Source organism: Paenibacillus sp. FSL K6-1217, from assembly GCF_045040735.1.
Classification (GTDB): domain Bacteria; phylum Bacillota; class Bacilli; order Paenibacillales; family Paenibacillaceae; genus Paenibacillus_AQ.
Genome location: NZ_CP150271.1, coordinates 81,345 through 96,854, shown reverse-complemented (window position 1 = coordinate 96,854; position 15,510 = coordinate 81,345). Strand labels below are relative to the sequence as shown.

Annotated in this window: 15 protein-coding genes; 7 read left to right on the top strand and 8 right to left on the bottom strand. The window is 54.1% G+C overall.

The genetic code is table 11. From position 1 onward, the window contains the following. Positions 1-53 precede the first annotated feature (53 nt). Entirely contained in the window at positions 54-1,142 is a 1,089-nt protein-coding gene (locus MHH28_RS00455; protein ID WP_405110284.1) for a low temperature requirement protein A, read from the top strand. Positions 1,143-1,232: 90 nt separating this feature from the next. On the opposite strand, the gene MHH28_RS00450 is transcribed toward MHH28_RS00455, so the two are convergent. Together MHH28_RS00450 and MHH28_RS00445 are read right to left on the bottom strand one after the other, a co-directional pair. Continuing rightward, positions 1,233-2,642 (bottom strand): FAD/NAD(P)-binding protein, encoded by a 1,410-nt coding sequence (locus MHH28_RS00450; RefSeq protein ID WP_405116758.1) that lies wholly within the window; start codon positions 2,640-2,642, stop codon positions 1,233-1,235. Between the two features lie 533 nt (positions 2,643-3,175). Next, positions 3,176-3,490, bottom strand: a complete 315-nt coding sequence (locus MHH28_RS00445) for a hypothetical protein (RefSeq protein WP_405110282.1) — start codon at positions 3,488-3,490, stop codon at positions 3,176-3,178. A 210-nt stretch (positions 3,491-3,700) separates the two neighbouring features. Here MHH28_RS00445 and MHH28_RS00440 point away from each other — a divergent pair, with 210 nt between their 5' ends. After that, positions 3,701-4,975 carry a S8 family peptidase gene (locus tag MHH28_RS00440; protein ID WP_405110279.1) on the top strand — a complete coding sequence of 425 codons (1,275 nt, stop codon included), beginning with the start codon at positions 3,701-3,703 and terminating at the stop codon, positions 4,973-4,975. 78 nt (positions 4,976-5,053) lie between these two features. Here the strand turns inward: MHH28_RS00440 and MHH28_RS00435 are convergent, their stop codons facing one another. From MHH28_RS00435 to MHH28_RS00425, 3 genes are all read right to left on the bottom strand, one after another. After that, positions 5,054-6,376, bottom strand: a complete 1,323-nt coding sequence (locus MHH28_RS00435) for an amidase (protein WP_405110276.1) — start codon at positions 6,374-6,376, stop codon at positions 5,054-5,056. Between the two features lie 162 nt (positions 6,377-6,538). Then, complete coding sequence (locus tag MHH28_RS00430) at positions 6,539-6,700, bottom strand: hypothetical protein (protein WP_405110273.1); 162 nt, start codon at positions 6,698-6,700, stop codon at positions 6,539-6,541. A gap of 10 nt (positions 6,701-6,710) precedes the next feature. Further along, positions 6,711-6,971, bottom strand: coding sequence for a LytTR family DNA-binding domain-containing protein (locus MHH28_RS00425; RefSeq protein WP_405110270.1), 261 nt, complete (start codon positions 6,969-6,971; stop codon positions 6,711-6,713). A 321-nt stretch (positions 6,972-7,292) separates the two neighbouring features. Here MHH28_RS00425 and MHH28_RS00420 point away from each other — a divergent pair, with 321 nt between their 5' ends. Together MHH28_RS00420 and MHH28_RS00415 are read left to right on the top strand one after the other, a co-directional pair. After that, positions 7,293-7,940 carry a transcriptional regulator gene (locus MHH28_RS00420; RefSeq protein WP_405110268.1) on the top strand — a complete coding sequence of 216 codons (648 nt, stop codon included), beginning with the start codon at positions 7,293-7,295 and terminating at the stop codon, positions 7,938-7,940. A gap of 415 nt (positions 7,941-8,355) precedes the next feature. Continuing rightward, positions 8,356-8,478: a hypothetical protein gene (locus MHH28_RS00415; RefSeq protein WP_405110265.1), complete on the top strand. Its 123-nt coding sequence runs from the start codon at positions 8,356-8,358 to the stop codon at positions 8,476-8,478. A gap of 324 nt (positions 8,479-8,802) precedes the next feature. Here the strand turns inward: MHH28_RS00415 and MHH28_RS00410 are convergent, their stop codons facing one another. Then, positions 8,803-9,078, bottom strand: coding sequence for a CD3324 family protein (locus tag MHH28_RS00410; protein ID WP_405110262.1), 276 nt, complete (start codon positions 9,076-9,078; stop codon positions 8,803-8,805). Between the two features lie 382 nt (positions 9,079-9,460). On the opposite strand from MHH28_RS00410, the gene MHH28_RS00405 reads away from it, so the two are divergent. Further along, positions 9,461-11,152 carry a M3 family oligoendopeptidase gene (locus MHH28_RS00405; RefSeq protein ID WP_405110260.1) on the top strand — a complete coding sequence of 564 codons (1,692 nt, stop codon included), beginning with the start codon at positions 9,461-9,463 and terminating at the stop codon, positions 11,150-11,152. Between the two features lie 144 nt (positions 11,153-11,296). Here MHH28_RS00405 and MHH28_RS00400 read toward each other — a convergent pair whose 3' ends face one another. Further along, positions 11,297-11,683 carry an iron chaperone gene (locus tag MHH28_RS00400; protein WP_405110257.1) on the bottom strand — a complete coding sequence of 129 codons (387 nt, stop codon included), beginning with the start codon at positions 11,681-11,683 and terminating at the stop codon, positions 11,297-11,299. Positions 11,684-11,915: 232 nt separating this feature from the next. Between MHH28_RS00400 and MHH28_RS00395 the strand changes: the two genes are divergently transcribed. Both MHH28_RS00395 and MHH28_RS00390 read left to right on the top strand, forming a co-directional pair. After that, positions 11,916-12,410 (top strand): sigma-70 family RNA polymerase sigma factor, encoded by a 495-nt coding sequence (locus MHH28_RS00395; RefSeq protein WP_405110254.1) that lies wholly within the window; start codon positions 11,916-11,918, stop codon positions 12,408-12,410. 20 nt (positions 12,411-12,430) lie between these two features. Next, positions 12,431-13,951, top strand: a complete 1,521-nt coding sequence (locus MHH28_RS00390) for a hypothetical protein (protein ID WP_405110252.1) — start codon at positions 12,431-12,433, stop codon at positions 13,949-13,951. An 84-nt stretch (positions 13,952-14,035) separates the two neighbouring features. On the opposite strand, the gene MHH28_RS00385 is transcribed toward MHH28_RS00390, so the two are convergent. Then, positions 14,036-15,274, bottom strand: a complete 1,239-nt coding sequence (locus MHH28_RS00385) for an RICIN domain-containing protein (protein WP_405110250.1) — start codon at positions 15,272-15,274, stop codon at positions 14,036-14,038. Positions 15,275-15,510 lie beyond the last annotated feature (236 nt).

The following is a 15,510-nucleotide window of genomic DNA, read 5'->3' as shown; positions in this document are numbered from 1 at the left end:
ATACTTGTAGACCGGACAGCTCCGGGCAATCAAACGGCAAAGGGGACAACGGAATGATCATCAAAAAAGTAACCTGGCTGGAGCTCTTCTACGATCTGCTGTTTGTCGCTGCAGTCTCCAAAGCCAGCCATGTGCTGCTGCATGTAGAAGACGAGACCCTGTCTCTGGAGACACTGGGTAAATTCGTACTGATCTTCATTCCAATCTGGTGGGCTTGGGTAGGCCAGACCCTCTTCGTCAACCGCTACGGGAAGGATACCGTCCCGCACCGCGTGTTTCTGATCATTCAATTATTCTTCGTGCTGATCATGACGGCCAGCCTGTCTGTGGATTTCGATGCCAACTATCTGCCGTTTCTGATCGGCTACCTCGGACTCCGCATCATGACCGCTGTCCAGTACCATTATGTCCATCCCGGAGAAAGCGGGCACCTGCGGAACACGGCCCGCTATTTGGGAACGCGCTTCTGGATTGGGCTTACGATTTCGGCCTGCTCCCTGTTCTTCGATTCCTGGCTTCGGTATGCCGTGCTGTACGCCGGGATTGTGCTGGATATTATGCTTCCGCTGACCGGCCGGCGGATTCTGGTGAAGACTCCCGCCAATACCCATCATCTGCTGGAGCGCTTCTCCCTGTTCGCCTTAATCCTGCTTGGGGAATCCGTAGTCAGCATCCTTGCAGTCCTGCAATCCAGCACCTGGACCGGGCAATCTGTCGGCTTCGCTGCACTTACCTTCGTGCTAATCATCGCGATATGGTGGCAGTATTATGACAACCTGGAGAAGAAGGTCGATATGCACATCCAGACTGCCGGGCAGACGATCATCTACGGGCATCTGTTCATCTACCTGTCGCTATGTATGCTTGCAGCGTCCATCCAGCTCCTGTTCCTGGATCAGCTTCATTATGTGCCGATGCTGAATCTGTTGTTCGGCTCCGCGCTGCTCTACTTCGCATCTACAGTGCTGGTCTTCCAGGTCTACAGGCATAAGCAGCACCGGCTCGGCGCCGGACATCTTGCACTGCTGACCGCCCTCCTGACCCTCTTCTATGTACTGGATTCCATAATCCATGTACCGGATGTGCTGATCATGGGCGAGCTGGCGCTGTTCTTCGCGCTCTACGCCAGGATTACTGCCTGACCCGGCTGCCGGGCAGCATACCCAATTGCACCCCAAGAGGCTGTACCAGAGGTCATTCCCGGCCTCTGGTACAGCCTCTTTCTTCCTTCCTTACTGTCCGCTGAATTCGATCTCATCATAATCATAATAGGCCTGGAGGATCTGCTTGCGGTCATCCTGGAACAGCTGATCCGCCACACCGCTTACCAGCCTCGGAATGGCATTCCTTAGCCCGGAGATGGCCGAGGCCGATAACCCGCAGCTGGCCAGAGCGGAGTAGTTGAACACGAATAAGCCATGCAGCAGCTTGCCCCCTGCCTCATCCCGGCTCTGAAGCGCAAAGCCCGGGCTAAGATACGGGTGCGCATCCAGCAGCGGATTCGCCGCTCCGGCAGGCGCCGTATACCGGTCGCTCCAGCGGGCGATATGAGCCTCCACCTGCCGCAGCTCCGGCCGCAGGGCAGGATCGCTGAGAAGGCCCGTGCTGATGATCAGATAGTCGAAGCTGAACTCTCCGGCAGGCGTAGTCACGACCGCCTGTTCTCCCGCAGCTTCCGCCTTCAGCCACGGGGAGCCGAGATGCAGCCGGAAGCCGGGCCACGCCGCTGCGCGGCGGAAGGTATCGCTTGTCGGCGGCTGATTATAGTGGAAGAAATGCGAGATTACCGCATATTTGTCGGCATCCGCAAGTGTATGGAACCGCTCAATCATTCCCGAGCCCTCCATCTGGCGGATCGGGTTGACTCCCGGAAGCTGTGCGCGGCGGACGAAGACCTCAGCCTCAGCCGCGCCTTCCTGAAGCGCGTAATTGGCATTATCGAAGGCGGATGCCCCGCCGCCGAGAATCCCCACCCGCTTGCCGCGAAGGGCGGCGAAGTCAATCTGCCGGGAAGTATGAGCATAGAGATGCTCCGGCAGATGCTCTGCAATCATCGGCGGAACATGCCACTGCCCTCCGCCTTGAATGCCGGTAGCCAGCACCACCTTACGCGCCAGCAGCGTTCCGGCCAGCGCCCCCGCCCCCGCTCCCGTAACCTGCAGACGGTAGATTCCATCGTCACCAGGCTCGACCAGCGTCAGCCGCACCTCATTGCGTACCGGAAGCTTCAGAATCTGCCGGTACCAGCGCAGATACTCCATCCACTGCCCGCGCGGGATTTTGTCCATCTCACTCCAGGCCCCCGCCCCATGCTGTGCCTCCCACCAGGCGCGGAAGGTCAGCGACGGGATACCCAGATCAATGGAGGTCAGCGCTTTGGGCGTGCGCAGCGTCACCATCCGGGCATAGGTCTCCCAAGGCCCCTCCAGTCCGTCACGGTTCTCATCGATAATCAGCAGATTCGATATCCGTTCGCGCAGCAGGCCAAACGCCGCACCGAGTCCGCTCTGGCCCCCGCCCACAATGACGACGTCATAGACATGGCCTTCGTCATGTTCCACAGGGCGAACCCAGTCCGCGCCGCCGAAGGCGAGGTAAGAGAGATCTGTTTTTATGCGTTCATTCAAGGTTTCCAGGCACATCATTCCTCCGACCTTTCCGGGGCATCTTCAGCTCACCGCTGCTGCTCCTTGTGCATCCTGTTACACAATCCCTGATATACATCTATGGCGATATTATATAGGGTATGCTTCCGCTTTTGAATATTGATGGAAGGTTTATTGTCATCTGAGCTGAATTCTGCGGAAGGGATTGTACATTGAGCCTATATTTTAACGCCAGCTAAGCTTATCCGCTTGACAAACGGAATATTATCTCACACCTATCAGCAACAAATTCACTCTGCGGATGAACGATGCCGGCCATCACCTGAACAGCAAGTGGAAACGACTTTGCCGTCCTTTTAAGGACGGTACCGTTTCAGCGAGAAATAGAAGGAAAATTCATCATGTGAAACATATAAATTCTTATATTTCCAAAAAAGCCGCCCCCAGCAGCCCTCCGGCCCCGGAAACAGCTCTTTCATTCAGTCCTCATTCCGCAGATCCTCTATAGTATCTATTATTTCAAAAAACTAATGCAGCGCACCCCAATAGCGTAAAGGCTCGCTGCTGCCTTAGAAGCGTGCTACAAAAAACTCGCGGTTCGACGGGACGAACTTCTGCGTGCGCTGCACATTATCCGCGTCGATAATTCTAAGTGTGTAGCTGACCGATGTCAGCGTGCTGATCGTATTAAACTGGGCAACGCCGAATTCATCGAACTGTGCGGTGATCACAGTGCCGGAGCTCCGGGTCAATGTAGCCATCCAGCCCTGCGTTTCGTAAGGAACGTTGTTATTGTTCACTGCAAGCACGATGAAATTATTAAGCACCTGTCTGATCCGCCGTCTCTTGGGTCTAACTGCCGCCGCTCTTGCTTTTTTAGCCATCAGTAGACGTTTTGCCAGCAATGCCTTCTTCTCTGAATCTTTCAATTGCCTCACCGCTTTCTATTGGAATACAGTAGTAGATGCAATTGAAGATTCGGCCGAAACTATTTTTCGCCTGTTATTTATATAAATGTATCGCTGTACTCATTCATAGTTTCGTACCCGCGGGGCAGCTGGCCGCATACACTGCTTCATAGAGGTGATTCCAATATGAAAAGTAAACCATCATGGGTCAGGCGTCACGCCGCCAAGCTCAACCGGCCCCTGAAGCATAAGATCCGCAAAGCCTATTCCACTGCAACCGCACCTGCTGCTATTCCGGTGATTATACAGTTCAGGCAACCGCTTACTCCGGCGGGGCTCCGCGCACTGCGGAAGCATCTGGGAGGGCATGCCCTCCCGGTCAAACATCATCTGCGGCTGCACCAGGCTGTCGCTTCACAGGTATCCCTGACATGTCTGGAGCATGTGTGCCGCTGGGATGGAGTCCATAAAGTCTATCTGGACGGAATGAAGAAGGCTACGCTTAACATTGCGACTCCATCCATAGGAGCTACGGCGGTCAGACGCTCAAGAGGGCTTACCGGCAAAGGCATTAACATCGCTGTACTCGATACCGGAGTATATCCGCATCCCGATCTGACCCGTCCGGTGAACCGTATCCTGGCCTTCAAGGATTATATCAATCACCGGAAGCGCCCGTATGACGACAACGGACACGGCACGCATATCACCGGGGATGCCGCCGGCAACGGCTGGTCCAGCCGGGGCAAGTACCGGGGACCCGCGCCGGAAGCCGGAATTGTCGGAATCAAGGTGCTGGATAAGAATGGGGACGGCTATGACTCTACGATCATTAAGGCCATTGAATACTGCATCACCCGCCGCAAAAAGCTGAAGCTGCGCATCCTCTCCATGTCCTTCGGCGGACCGGTGGCCCCGCATATCAAGGATGATCTGCTCGTCCAGGCCGTTGAAAAAGCTGTCAAAGCCGGACTCACCGTAGTCATCGCCGCCGGCAATGCCGGCCCTAGGCGCCGGACGGTGGAGTCACCGGGGATCAGCCCCTCCGCCATCACTGTCGGAGCCGTCAATGACCGCCGGACGTTGACGCAGAAGGATGACCGCATCGCCGTCTACTCCAGCCGTGGGCCCGCTCCCGGAGGCAAGGTGAAGCCCGATCTGGTCGCCCCCGGCGATTCAGTGATCTCGCTGCGTGCCCCCGGCTCCCGGCTGGTCCGTGAAATGCCGCGCAATAAGGTCGGCAAGCGGTATTTCAAGCTGTCGGGCACCAGCATCTCCACGCCCATCGTGTCCGGTGCCGTTGCGCAGCTGCTCCAGCTCCGGCCTTGTCTCACGCCGTGTCAGGTGAAGAAGTTGCTGAAGCGTAATGCCTTCCCCCTCCGCCTGAAGCCGAATACCGGCGGCAGCGGGGAGATCGATGTACGGTTCCTGAAGCGCCGCTGCCCCCCTAAACAACGCTAAATAACCGCTCCCCGTCACACAGGGAGCGGTTGCTCACAGCAGGTATACCCTTCTGGCTCTTAGGACCGGCTCTCCAGCTTAAGCGCCGGTTCCTGTCTCATAGGTGAGATGCGGCCATAGCTGCCGCGCCCAGGCTAACAGTGCTTCGTCCTCTCCATAGCCTCCAATGCACTGGAAGCCGAGCGGCAGTCCTCCAAGCGTTGCCGCAGGCAGACTTACCGAGGGAAGGCCCGCGAATCCCCAGACCGCAGGCATCCCTGCCCAGCCCGTATTCCGCTCCTCTATCTTCGGGGCGGTCCCCCCTTGCGCCGGAGACACCCACAGATCAATCCCCTCCTGTTCCATCAGCTCCATCAGACCCTGCCGCAGCATCTGCTGCCGGGTGCGATACTGCTCCAGCTCCTCCTCCGGAATCTGCTGCCCTCTAAGGATCGCTTCCTGCACGGGAAGGCCGTATTCCGCCCGATGCTCCGCGAATCTATGCTCATGTTCCCGTGCCAGCTCACCCTCAATGAAGCGCAGCATCGCATTGCCGTAGATGAGTTCATCTTCCCACGGCATATCGGCGTAGCGGATTTCATACCCAAGCCGTTCAAGTCCGGCGATCTGAGTCTCGAATACCCCTTTGACTTCAGCGCTCATCAGCTCCATATAGACTCCCTTGGGGATACCCAGAACCGGCTTACGGGAGACTTCAGCAGCACCCGCTTCCCAATCCGGTACAAGCACTGCTGCCGCTGCCTCCATATCCGGCAAGTCCTGCGTGAAGAACCCAACCGTGTCAAAAGACGGCGAGAACAGCAGCACCCCGTCCAGCGGCACCCGGCCATAGCTGGGCTTGAACCCGACCACCCCGCAGAAGGAGGCCGGGGCAATCACTGAACGCAGCGTCTGTGTGCCCACTGCCAGCGGACAGAGCCCCGCCGCCACCGCTGCGGCGGAGCCTGCACTGGACCCGCCGGGAGTATGCGCGGTGTTATGCGGGTTACGCGTAGCAATAGGCCCGTTGTAGGCAAATTCCTCGGTCACCGTCTTGCCTGCAATCACGGCCCCGAGGGCACGCAGCTTAGTGACCAGAGACCCCTGGGCACCGGCCAACAGCTCAGCGGATAGCTGTGATCCCGCCCGGGTCGGCAGGCCGTCCACATGCAGGAGATCCTTAATGGCCACAGGGATTCCCAATAAGTCCGGTTTACGCGCTGCTCCGCTGGAGGTGCGCTCCAGCAGAGCTTTTTCCGAGTCAAGCCGGGTTTCAACCTCATGCTCAGGGACAAACGCATGGATATGCGGCTCAAGCTGTCTGTAACGCTCCATGTACCGGTCAAGCACATTGCCGGGTGAATACCCGGGCTCATGAATCCGGCTCATCATTTCTGTCAGGGATACCTTGTGAATCAGCATCAGATCATCTCCATGGAAGATTATGTATAACACTAGGCTTGTTACGGCTCATCCTTCAAAAGGTAACAGAAATATCCAATCTTTCTCATCTTCAAAAACTCAAAAAGCCACCCGGACGGTTCCCTCCAAGATGGCTTTCATGCTACCTACCACCAGAGCTTCCTAAAGCTCTTCGTTTCCGTGACCCTCACCTTGCTTATACTCATTCAGCTTCTGATTAAGCTGCTTGGCTTCCCGTTTCCCGTCGATGTGCATCATCGCGTACACCATACTTTTGACCACCAGAATGACAACGACGAATGGTACCAGCACTCCCTTATCCATCAGCGGGCCGTCAGTGAACAGCCACAGCCAGAGGATCACCAGCACATCGGCGAGGATGAAGCAGGAGCGACTGGATTTGGGCAACATTTAGAATACTGGATTTGGATGCCCTGAAAAAATCGCCAGACTCATATTCCATCTCCAGCTCACACAGCCCCTGCCTCGACTCATACACCTTCTCCCGGCAATAGATGAACACCTTATGGTCCACCGCCTCGAAGTAATAGACATCTCGCGGATGGATGATGTGCATTTGCAGCCCCGTTTTCACCGCCACCGCCTCCTGCATTCTCCCAACAGAAACAGTATATTTTTGTAAAAGACTTATACAATGGCCTTTGCGTAAGCTGCGCTACAGGGGGTTCAAGCTGTAGGTTTGGCAGCTTCAATTTCTTGGTTGGCTCTCTGCAATAAAAGGTACCGGTTATAATGTGAAACACGGTATAATAACCCGTATAGGTCGTGAAGAACACGCCGCCTCAATAGAACGTTTACCCGGAGCTGACTCTGGATACGTTGTATCGGGGCGGCTTTTCTTGTGTTCGGGTTCACTCTGAATTCATGGCCAATCTACTGTAAAGGGGAAGCTTCATTGTCGAGATTCGAGCAGCACTATGAGGAATGGCTTCAGGAACAGATTCATGCGGAGACAGGTTCAATAAGGTTGGAGTTTCTTAATAAGGGGTTGGGGCACGGGACCGTAGAGTTTCTGCGCTCCATCTGGTTTCCCGCTGTCGGCAATTTCAAGTCTCTGTATGCAGAGTGGGAGGTCCGTGACTTCAACAACGGTTACCGTTACTTAGATCTGGCGTATATGCCAGGCGGTGCCAAGGGCGGTATTGAGATTCAAGGGTTTGGTCCCCATGCACGGGACCTTGATGTCAGAAGGTTCAAAGACTTATGCAGACGGCATTGCCTCTTAGCGCTGGATGGTTGGACCTTTTTACCGATTGCCTACCCGTCTATTACTGAAGAACCTCAGCTCTGTCAGCAGCTTGTGCTTGCGTTCATTGGCAGATTCGCTGCTACTGATGTAGCTGCATCCTTAACCTGGCTGGAGGCAGAAACCGTCCGCCTGGCCCGGCGCATTCTGCGCCCGCTGACTCCGCTGGAGCTGGCCGCGCACCTAAGGGTATGTGACCGTCAAGCGAGGCGCATTCTTCATCATCTCGTTGAGCTGCAAATCCTGGAGGTGGCGAGTGGTTCTAAGCGGATTCGCACGTATAAGCTCCGGGGCTAGTGTGCGCTGAGCCTTGCGGGCGGGAGAAGTAAGCCTGTGTAGCTGGGTGGGCTGGCTCGGATGTGCGTGAGAATGGGGTCGGATGTGCGTGAGCCTGATGTGCCCTGGGGTACGAGTCTGATGTGCGGATGTTCACGAGTCTGATGGCGCGGACTGAGAAGCGCCTATTTTGCTAAAAACAAGTTTTTTCTGCGCTTCGCGGACTGAGATTCCGCTATCCGACCTAGAAGTCACCCAAACAGCCTGTTTGAGCAGCAATAGCGGATTGTCAGTCCGCCAAATATCCATTTGGCCCTGAAAATCCACAATAGCGGAATCTCAGTCCGCCCCCCCCACCACTAACCGAAAAAGTCTGCAGATCAGCTCTGCGGGTTCTTGGAATATTCGATTTTGCGACGAGCTTGGGGTAGCGGATGTGTACGAGCCTGATGGCACGGATGTGTACGAGCCTGATGGCACGGATGTGTACGAGCCTGATGGCACGGATGTGTGTGAGCCTGATGGCGCGGATGTGCGTGAGCCTGATGGCGCGGACTGAGAAGCCGTTATTTTGCCGAAATTGCTACTTATTCGCTTGTTCGCGGACTGAGACTCCACTAACCGCCTTTGAAATCGCCCAAACGGCCTGTCTGAGCAGCAATAACGGATTGTCAGTCCACCAAATGTCCATTTGGCCCTGAAAATCCACAATAGCGGAATCTCAGTCCGCAGCCGCTTAGAACACTTGGCTATAGCAGTTTAGTCGATGCCCTTGACCACACACTTTCTATTACCTATGCACACTTGATCATCCGCAGCATCCGCTCGGCCCTTTTCCCGCTAAGGTCCGCAGCGTCCCTCCCAAGCAGCAAGAACCCGCAGATCAGCTCTGCGAGTTCTTGGAATATACAATTTTACGGATGCTGTCGATGGATAAGCCGTATAGCTCGCACAACTGGTCCAACTCCACACCTTCTTGGAAGCGTCTACGGATCTCCGCATTGCGGACTTTATAGTAATCGGCTGCGCCTGAGCTTTCGCCCCATTTTCTGCGTTTGCTCTTGCAGGTGGGGATATACAGGGCTTCCCCTTGAATATATTGCTGAATCTCCTTCAACAGGTGGTCTGGCAATAGTTTTGCTGCATTTATACATTGCATCTCTGGCTCGCTCCTTAAAATATATTGATCTTTTAAGGGCAAAGCCTGTGTATAAATAACTGTATTTCTTAAAACATACTTCAGGCGAATATATCCGCTCCATGCCAAGCTTTCGCCTTAGTTATTCCACAGGCTTTGCATGGAGCGTGCCGTTCACATAATGACTCATTCGAAACATGGGTCCTCACCTCCCGGGATTCTAGAATTGGTGCAGATTAACTCTATTCTAGTGTAATTTCCAGAAGGGTTCAACAATGGAAGTGGGCAGCGCAATGAGCCTGACGTTTAGCTATAATCAAAGTTTACTGCCTGAACATTAGTTTTTTGCCGGTGCCGATTATATAATAGGATTTATATGGCAAAGAAAGGGTGTTGATAGCTGGTGAAATTCACAGAATATGTATACGAACGACCGGATGTGGAGCAATTCAAGACTGCATTCACGGCTCTGCTGAAGGACCTGGAGACAGGCAATCTGGAGGAGCAGAAGGCTGCCGTGGCAGCGGTGAATAAGCTGAGAAGCCGCTTCGATACGATGGAGACCCTTGTCAGCGTCCGTCACTCGATTAATACGGAGGATGCATTCTACAAGGCAGAGCAAGATTATATGGACGAGACCGGACCGGTGATCCAGGAGTACATCACAGATTATTACAGAGCCCTCGTCAATTCCAGGTACAGAGCCGAGTTCGAGCAGGAATGGGGAACACAGCTCCTAAGCTTGGCCGAGATCTCACTGCGCACCTTCAGCCCTGAAGTCATTGAAGATCTGCAACTGGAGAATAAGCTGTCCTCCGAATATTCCCAATTGATCGCGTCCGCCAAAATCCTGTTCCAGGACGAAGAACGCACGCTGGCACAGTTAATTCCGTTCGATTCTTCCACAGACCGTGAAGTCCGCAAAGGCGTATTCGAGGCCCGCAATGCCTTCATGGCAGAGCATGAACCCGAATTCGACCGGATCTATGACGAGTTAGTGAAGGTCCGGGCAGGAATCGCTGCCAAGCTGGGATACAAGAGCTTCGTGGAGCTCGGGTATGACCGGATGGGACGTACCGATTACAATGCGGAGATGGTGGCGGGCTTCCGCAAGCAGGTGCATGAGCATATCGTGCCGGTTGCAGGGAAGCTGAAGCAGCGCCAGCGCGAACGCCTTCAGCTGGACGGACTGAAATTTTATGATGAGGGGATTAAGTTCAATTCCGGCAATGCTACCCCCAAGGGAGACCCGGACTGGATCGTGGCGAATGGTGCGAAGATGTACCAGGAGATGTCCCCGCAGACCGGGGAATTCTTCACCTTCATGCAGGAGAACGGGCTGATGGATCTGGTCAGCAAAAAAGGCAAGGAATTCGGCGGCTACTGCACCTTCTTCAGCGACTACCGTGCTCCGTTTATTTTCTCCAACTTCAACGGAACCTCCGGGGATATCGATGTGCTGACCCATGAGGTCGGGCACGCGTTCCAGGTGTATTCCAGCCGGAATATGGCGGTCCCTGAATATGCATTCCCAACCTCCGAAGCCGCTGAGATTCATTCGATGAGTATGGAGTTCTTCGCCTGGCCCTGGATGGACCTGTTCTTCAAGGAGGAGGCGGACAAATACCGCTTCAACCACCTGGCGGACAGTCTGGAGTTCATTCCCTACGGCGTATCGGTCGATGAATTCCAGCATTTTGTGTACGAGCATCCGGAAGCTACGCCGCAGGAACGCAAGCAGGCCTGGCGGGAGATTGAACGGAAATACTTGCCGCACCGTGATTATGACGGTAATGCTTATCTGGAACAAGGCGGCTTCTGGCACAAGCAGGCCCATATTTTCCGTTCCCCGTTCTACTATATTGACTATACCCTGGCCCAGCTCTGCGCCTTTCAGTTCTGGAAACGCTCGAACGAGGACTTCACCTCGGCCTGGCCGGATTATCTGAAGCTCTGCCAGGCCGGAGGCAGCCGCTCCTTCACGGAGCTGGTGAAGCTTGCCGGATTAACCTCCCCGTTCGAGGATGGCTGCATCGGCTCCGTCATCGGTGAGATTGAAGGCTGGCTGAACAGCATAGACGATAAGGCGCTGTAGAGACCGGGATTCATATACCCGCTACAATTAAGTTACATTCACCATCAAGCACAGCGTCAACGATTAGGGGCTGTCCCGAAGCCAGCAAGTGGCTACCCGGGACAGCCCTTATTTTTGAGTTGGATCGATCATAAGCCTGTCCGCTTACTTCTTCTTCCCCTTCTCTGCGGCCTCCTGCTTGTTCTCTTCCACTCTGAATTTGACGATTCTGGTAATGAGATCATAGGGGAGCGGCTCATGGATCGGGAACTGCACTGAACCCTTGGCCCCTTTATACCGTGCCAGCTCCTCCTTGAAGGCTTCAATCCCCTGAGGTGCGGGGTAGAATCCAATATGATTTTTGAAGGCGGCGAAATGCACCAGATTCTTATGCAGGTGGAAGGTCGGCATCTGGTAGCTGATCTTCTCCACTGCCTCCGGCGCGGCTTCCGCAATGACCTTGCGCAGGCTCTGCAGAATCTCCTGAATCTCCGGTACAAAGTCCGCAATATACTGGTCAACCGATTCATAGGTAACTTTATTCTTTTCCACTTAGGCTTCATCTCCTTTAGGTGCATGACCGCTAAGCCAACCCAACTTATATGTAGCACACCGCTTTTCAAAATTCAATGTGTATTTCGTAAACCATCTGAGATGTGTTTTAATAAAAATCAATCGTTTTTCCGGTCAGCTCCGTCTTACTTGTGAAAACATATTTCGAGGACGACTTCTTCCATAGACCAACACAACAGGAAGAGGGGATGGTGAATGGGGGGGGAAGACAATGAACAAAGCCGATACAGCAGATCCGGCGCTGATGGATGAAGAGGTGTTCTTTGAGCGGCTTGCCAGTGAGCACCGTAAACTGTATGCGCTCGCGTACAGCTATCTGCGCTCAGAAGCAGATGCCCTGGAAGCGGTGCAAGAAGCCTCGTGCCGGGCCTGGATGAAGCGCAAACAGCTCAAAAACGAGCAGGCCTTCACACCGTGGCTACTCCGGATTACCATCAACTGCTGCATGGATGAGTTAAGGCGTAAAAAACGTGTCGTGCTGACGGAGAAGCTCGAGGAGGAAGAAGCCCGGGAGATGAGGAGCAGCGATCGTCTCGATCTGGAGCGGGCGATGAAGCGGATGAAGCCGAAATACCGGCATGCCGTGATGCTCAAGTATTACCAGGATATGACGAACGCCGAAATTGCCAAGGTCCTGAATAAGCCGGAAGGCACGATCAAAACCTGGATGCGTCAAGGACTCATGCAGTTGCGGAAATATATGTGAGCATGTGGGAGGTGGCAGAAATGTTGGAAAAAGAAGAGCGCGTTCTGAAACAGGATGCCCAGGAGGTCAATCTTGATGCACAGACGATTCAGGAAATGAAAATTTATAAGGCCATGCGCAGTGGAATGGCGCAAGGGAAAAAACGCAGCAAACGGCGTTTCTATTCCTATGGGGCCGGCGCCGTATTAGCCACGGCCGCAGCCATTTTTGTGATTGTCTCATCCTTCGGCTTGCCAGCCGGAGGTACAGACGGTTCCGTCCTCGGCGGTTCAGTGCAGACGGCCAGCACCACAAGCTGGAATGATTTTGCAGACTATCGCAAACAGCCATTAACGAACCGGCTGATTGGCGGCATCCTGGAACGAAATCTGGTAAAGCCGGTCCGTCAAAGCGCAACAAACAAAGGATACCGTATGGATGTGGAGGGCGCCGTCACGGATGGCCGTAAAGTGTATATCCTATTCAATGTGCACAACGGTACGGATACAGTAGTCAATCCTGGGCATACGAAAATTCAATTCGGTGATTATGAGGTTCCAGATCCGCATCGGGGTGCAGCCCTGGAATTAGGGAACAGTGGCGAATCCAGAATTCAGCCCGGCGAAAACAAGAATTTTATTTATTCCACTAACTATCCGGCTTCCATCACTGATTCCAAGGAGGTGAAGTTCACTCTAATTCTCACCGGAACGTCCGACCAGGCGCTCACTTCCAGCAGCAACAAGTATCGGACCAGTCTGGAGGTATCGTTTCAGCTTGACCCGGACGAATTCAAAAACCAGGTGCGCACACTCCCTGTGAATCGCACGCTTACCGTGGACGGTCAAAAGATCAAAGTGCGCCAGGTACAGTATACTCCGTTCCATACTTATGTCGATCTGGAGTATGACAAGGCGAACACCAAACAGATTTTCAGCCTGCTGAATCCTGTTCTGATCGCAGCAACCGGGAGTCAAACCGAGAAATTGGTATATCCGGGTAGAATCACGGCCGATAATTCTGAGGTGTACAAAGACAACTCGCAGGCAACGCTGGTGTTCAGGTATACCGGGCTTAACCAGCCGGACTCCATCGCGCTGAAAATTGCCGGTATCTCGGCGCTGGAGCCGGACCGTATGAAATTTGTGGTCGATCCGAACAAGCAGCAAGTGATTGAAGCACCGACAAACGATTGGGAAATAGTCACCTCCAAAAAAGAACATAATGCAACGGCGGAAGAGATTCTGCTCCGGCGCAAGATGACCGACATGTTTTATTATACCGATTCGCAAGGGGCGGTACAGGCAGAGTCCATCGGCGTAGGACTGGACGACAAATTCACCGATGCGAACGGCCGGGTGCATGATAGAACCAATCGGGAAACGCCACTTATCAACTTCGGCGGAACCACGGTCTCTAGAGATGGTACGGGAATTGTCGAGATGAGTTTATCTTTTGGCAGTCAAGCTGCAGACTACCCGCAGCCGCTTACCCAATCGGTCTGGCGCATTTGGAATCCAATTATGGAGACGCAAAGTATGGAGCTGTTCTCAAAGAAATAGAATAGAGCAAGAAGCCCCGCCCAGCCGACAGGCTTGCGGGGCTTCTTGCTTACTTCAGCCCTTTTACAGCAATATAAGCATCCCCTAATTAATCTTGGTCAGCTGCCACTTCTGCGCATCGGTTCCATTGTCCGTCCATTGCTGCACGACAGCACCGTCTGCGGTAGAGGAGTTATCGACATCCATAGCCAGCCCGCTGGCCTTGGAGATCAGCTTGTAATACCCGCCGCCCACATCGACGATGCTCCACCGCTGGGCGTTGCTGCCATTGTCATTCGCCTGCTGGAGCTGGACTCCGCTGGCGGTGGAAGCATTCGGCACATCCAGCAATTTTCCGCTGTGCATCGCCGTAAGCTTGTAGAAGCCGTCCCCTGTGCTTTCCACTCTGAATTGCTGGTTGGCGGCGGTGTGATTCGTCCACTGATGCATTTTGGCTCCGTCTGCCGTAGAGACATCCTTCACATCCAGCACCTTGCCGCTCGCCTTGTTCATTAAGGTGTAGACTCCGCCGCTGACAATGCCGCTTGACGGAGCACCCGCCTGATATACCCGCACATAATCCACGGACATCTGCGCCGGGAAGCTGGTTGCGCCGTTCGGAGCGCCCGGCCAGTTGCCGCCTACCGCGAGGTTCAGCAGCAGGAAGAACGGCTTCTGGAACTCCTCTGTATTGCCGGTTCCGTTCTCAATATAGAATTCATTGAACTGGTTGCCGTCCACGAACCATCTGATATACTTGGAATCCCATTCCACACTGTACACATGATATTGGGAGAAATCCAGATTGCCGGATACCCTCCCGAATTCGGCATGGCCGCCGGCATCCCAGTGCACCGTACCGTTAACAACAGCGTTATTGTTCACCCGCTCCATAATATCTATCTCTCCAGAGGCCGGCCATCCAACCGAGGTAATATTTGCGCCGAGCATCCAGAACGCAGGCCAGATTCCCTGGCCGGAAGGCAGCTTGATTCTGGCTTCGATTTTGCCGTAAGTGAAATTCTTGAGTCCCTGTGTCTTAATCCGTGCCGAGGTATAGTTCATGCCCCCGTAGTTTTCCTTCTGCGCTGTAATCACAAGGTTGCCGCCGGTAACCTTCAGGTTCTGTGCCCGGTTCGTATAATATTGCAACTCATTGTTCCCCCAGCCGCCGCTGCCTGTGCCTGTCTCGGCCGTCCAGTTGGCCGTGTTCAGGGAAGAGCCGTCGAACTCATCGCTCCAAGCCAGATTCCAGGTTGCTGCGCTTGCGCTACCCGCAGGCACCAGTGCGAGCAATAACGTGAACAGCATGAACAAGCTTAAGACTTTACCTCTTTTAACCATCTTCGTCCTCCTCTAACAATTCAAATTCGCCAGCCTTATTTCAATGCACGCGTACGTTCGTGCCATTGAAACCTGAAAAGGAATGCTTACCCAACCGGTTTCGGAAATCCCCTTGGCTTGGTAACGCCTTCATCCTCTACAACCCATATATATCGCTTTTGCTTCCCCGAAGAACCAGAAATTTGACAATCCAGCGAACCCGGAGGAACGGGGGTGCTGTCCTTCGGAAGACACTA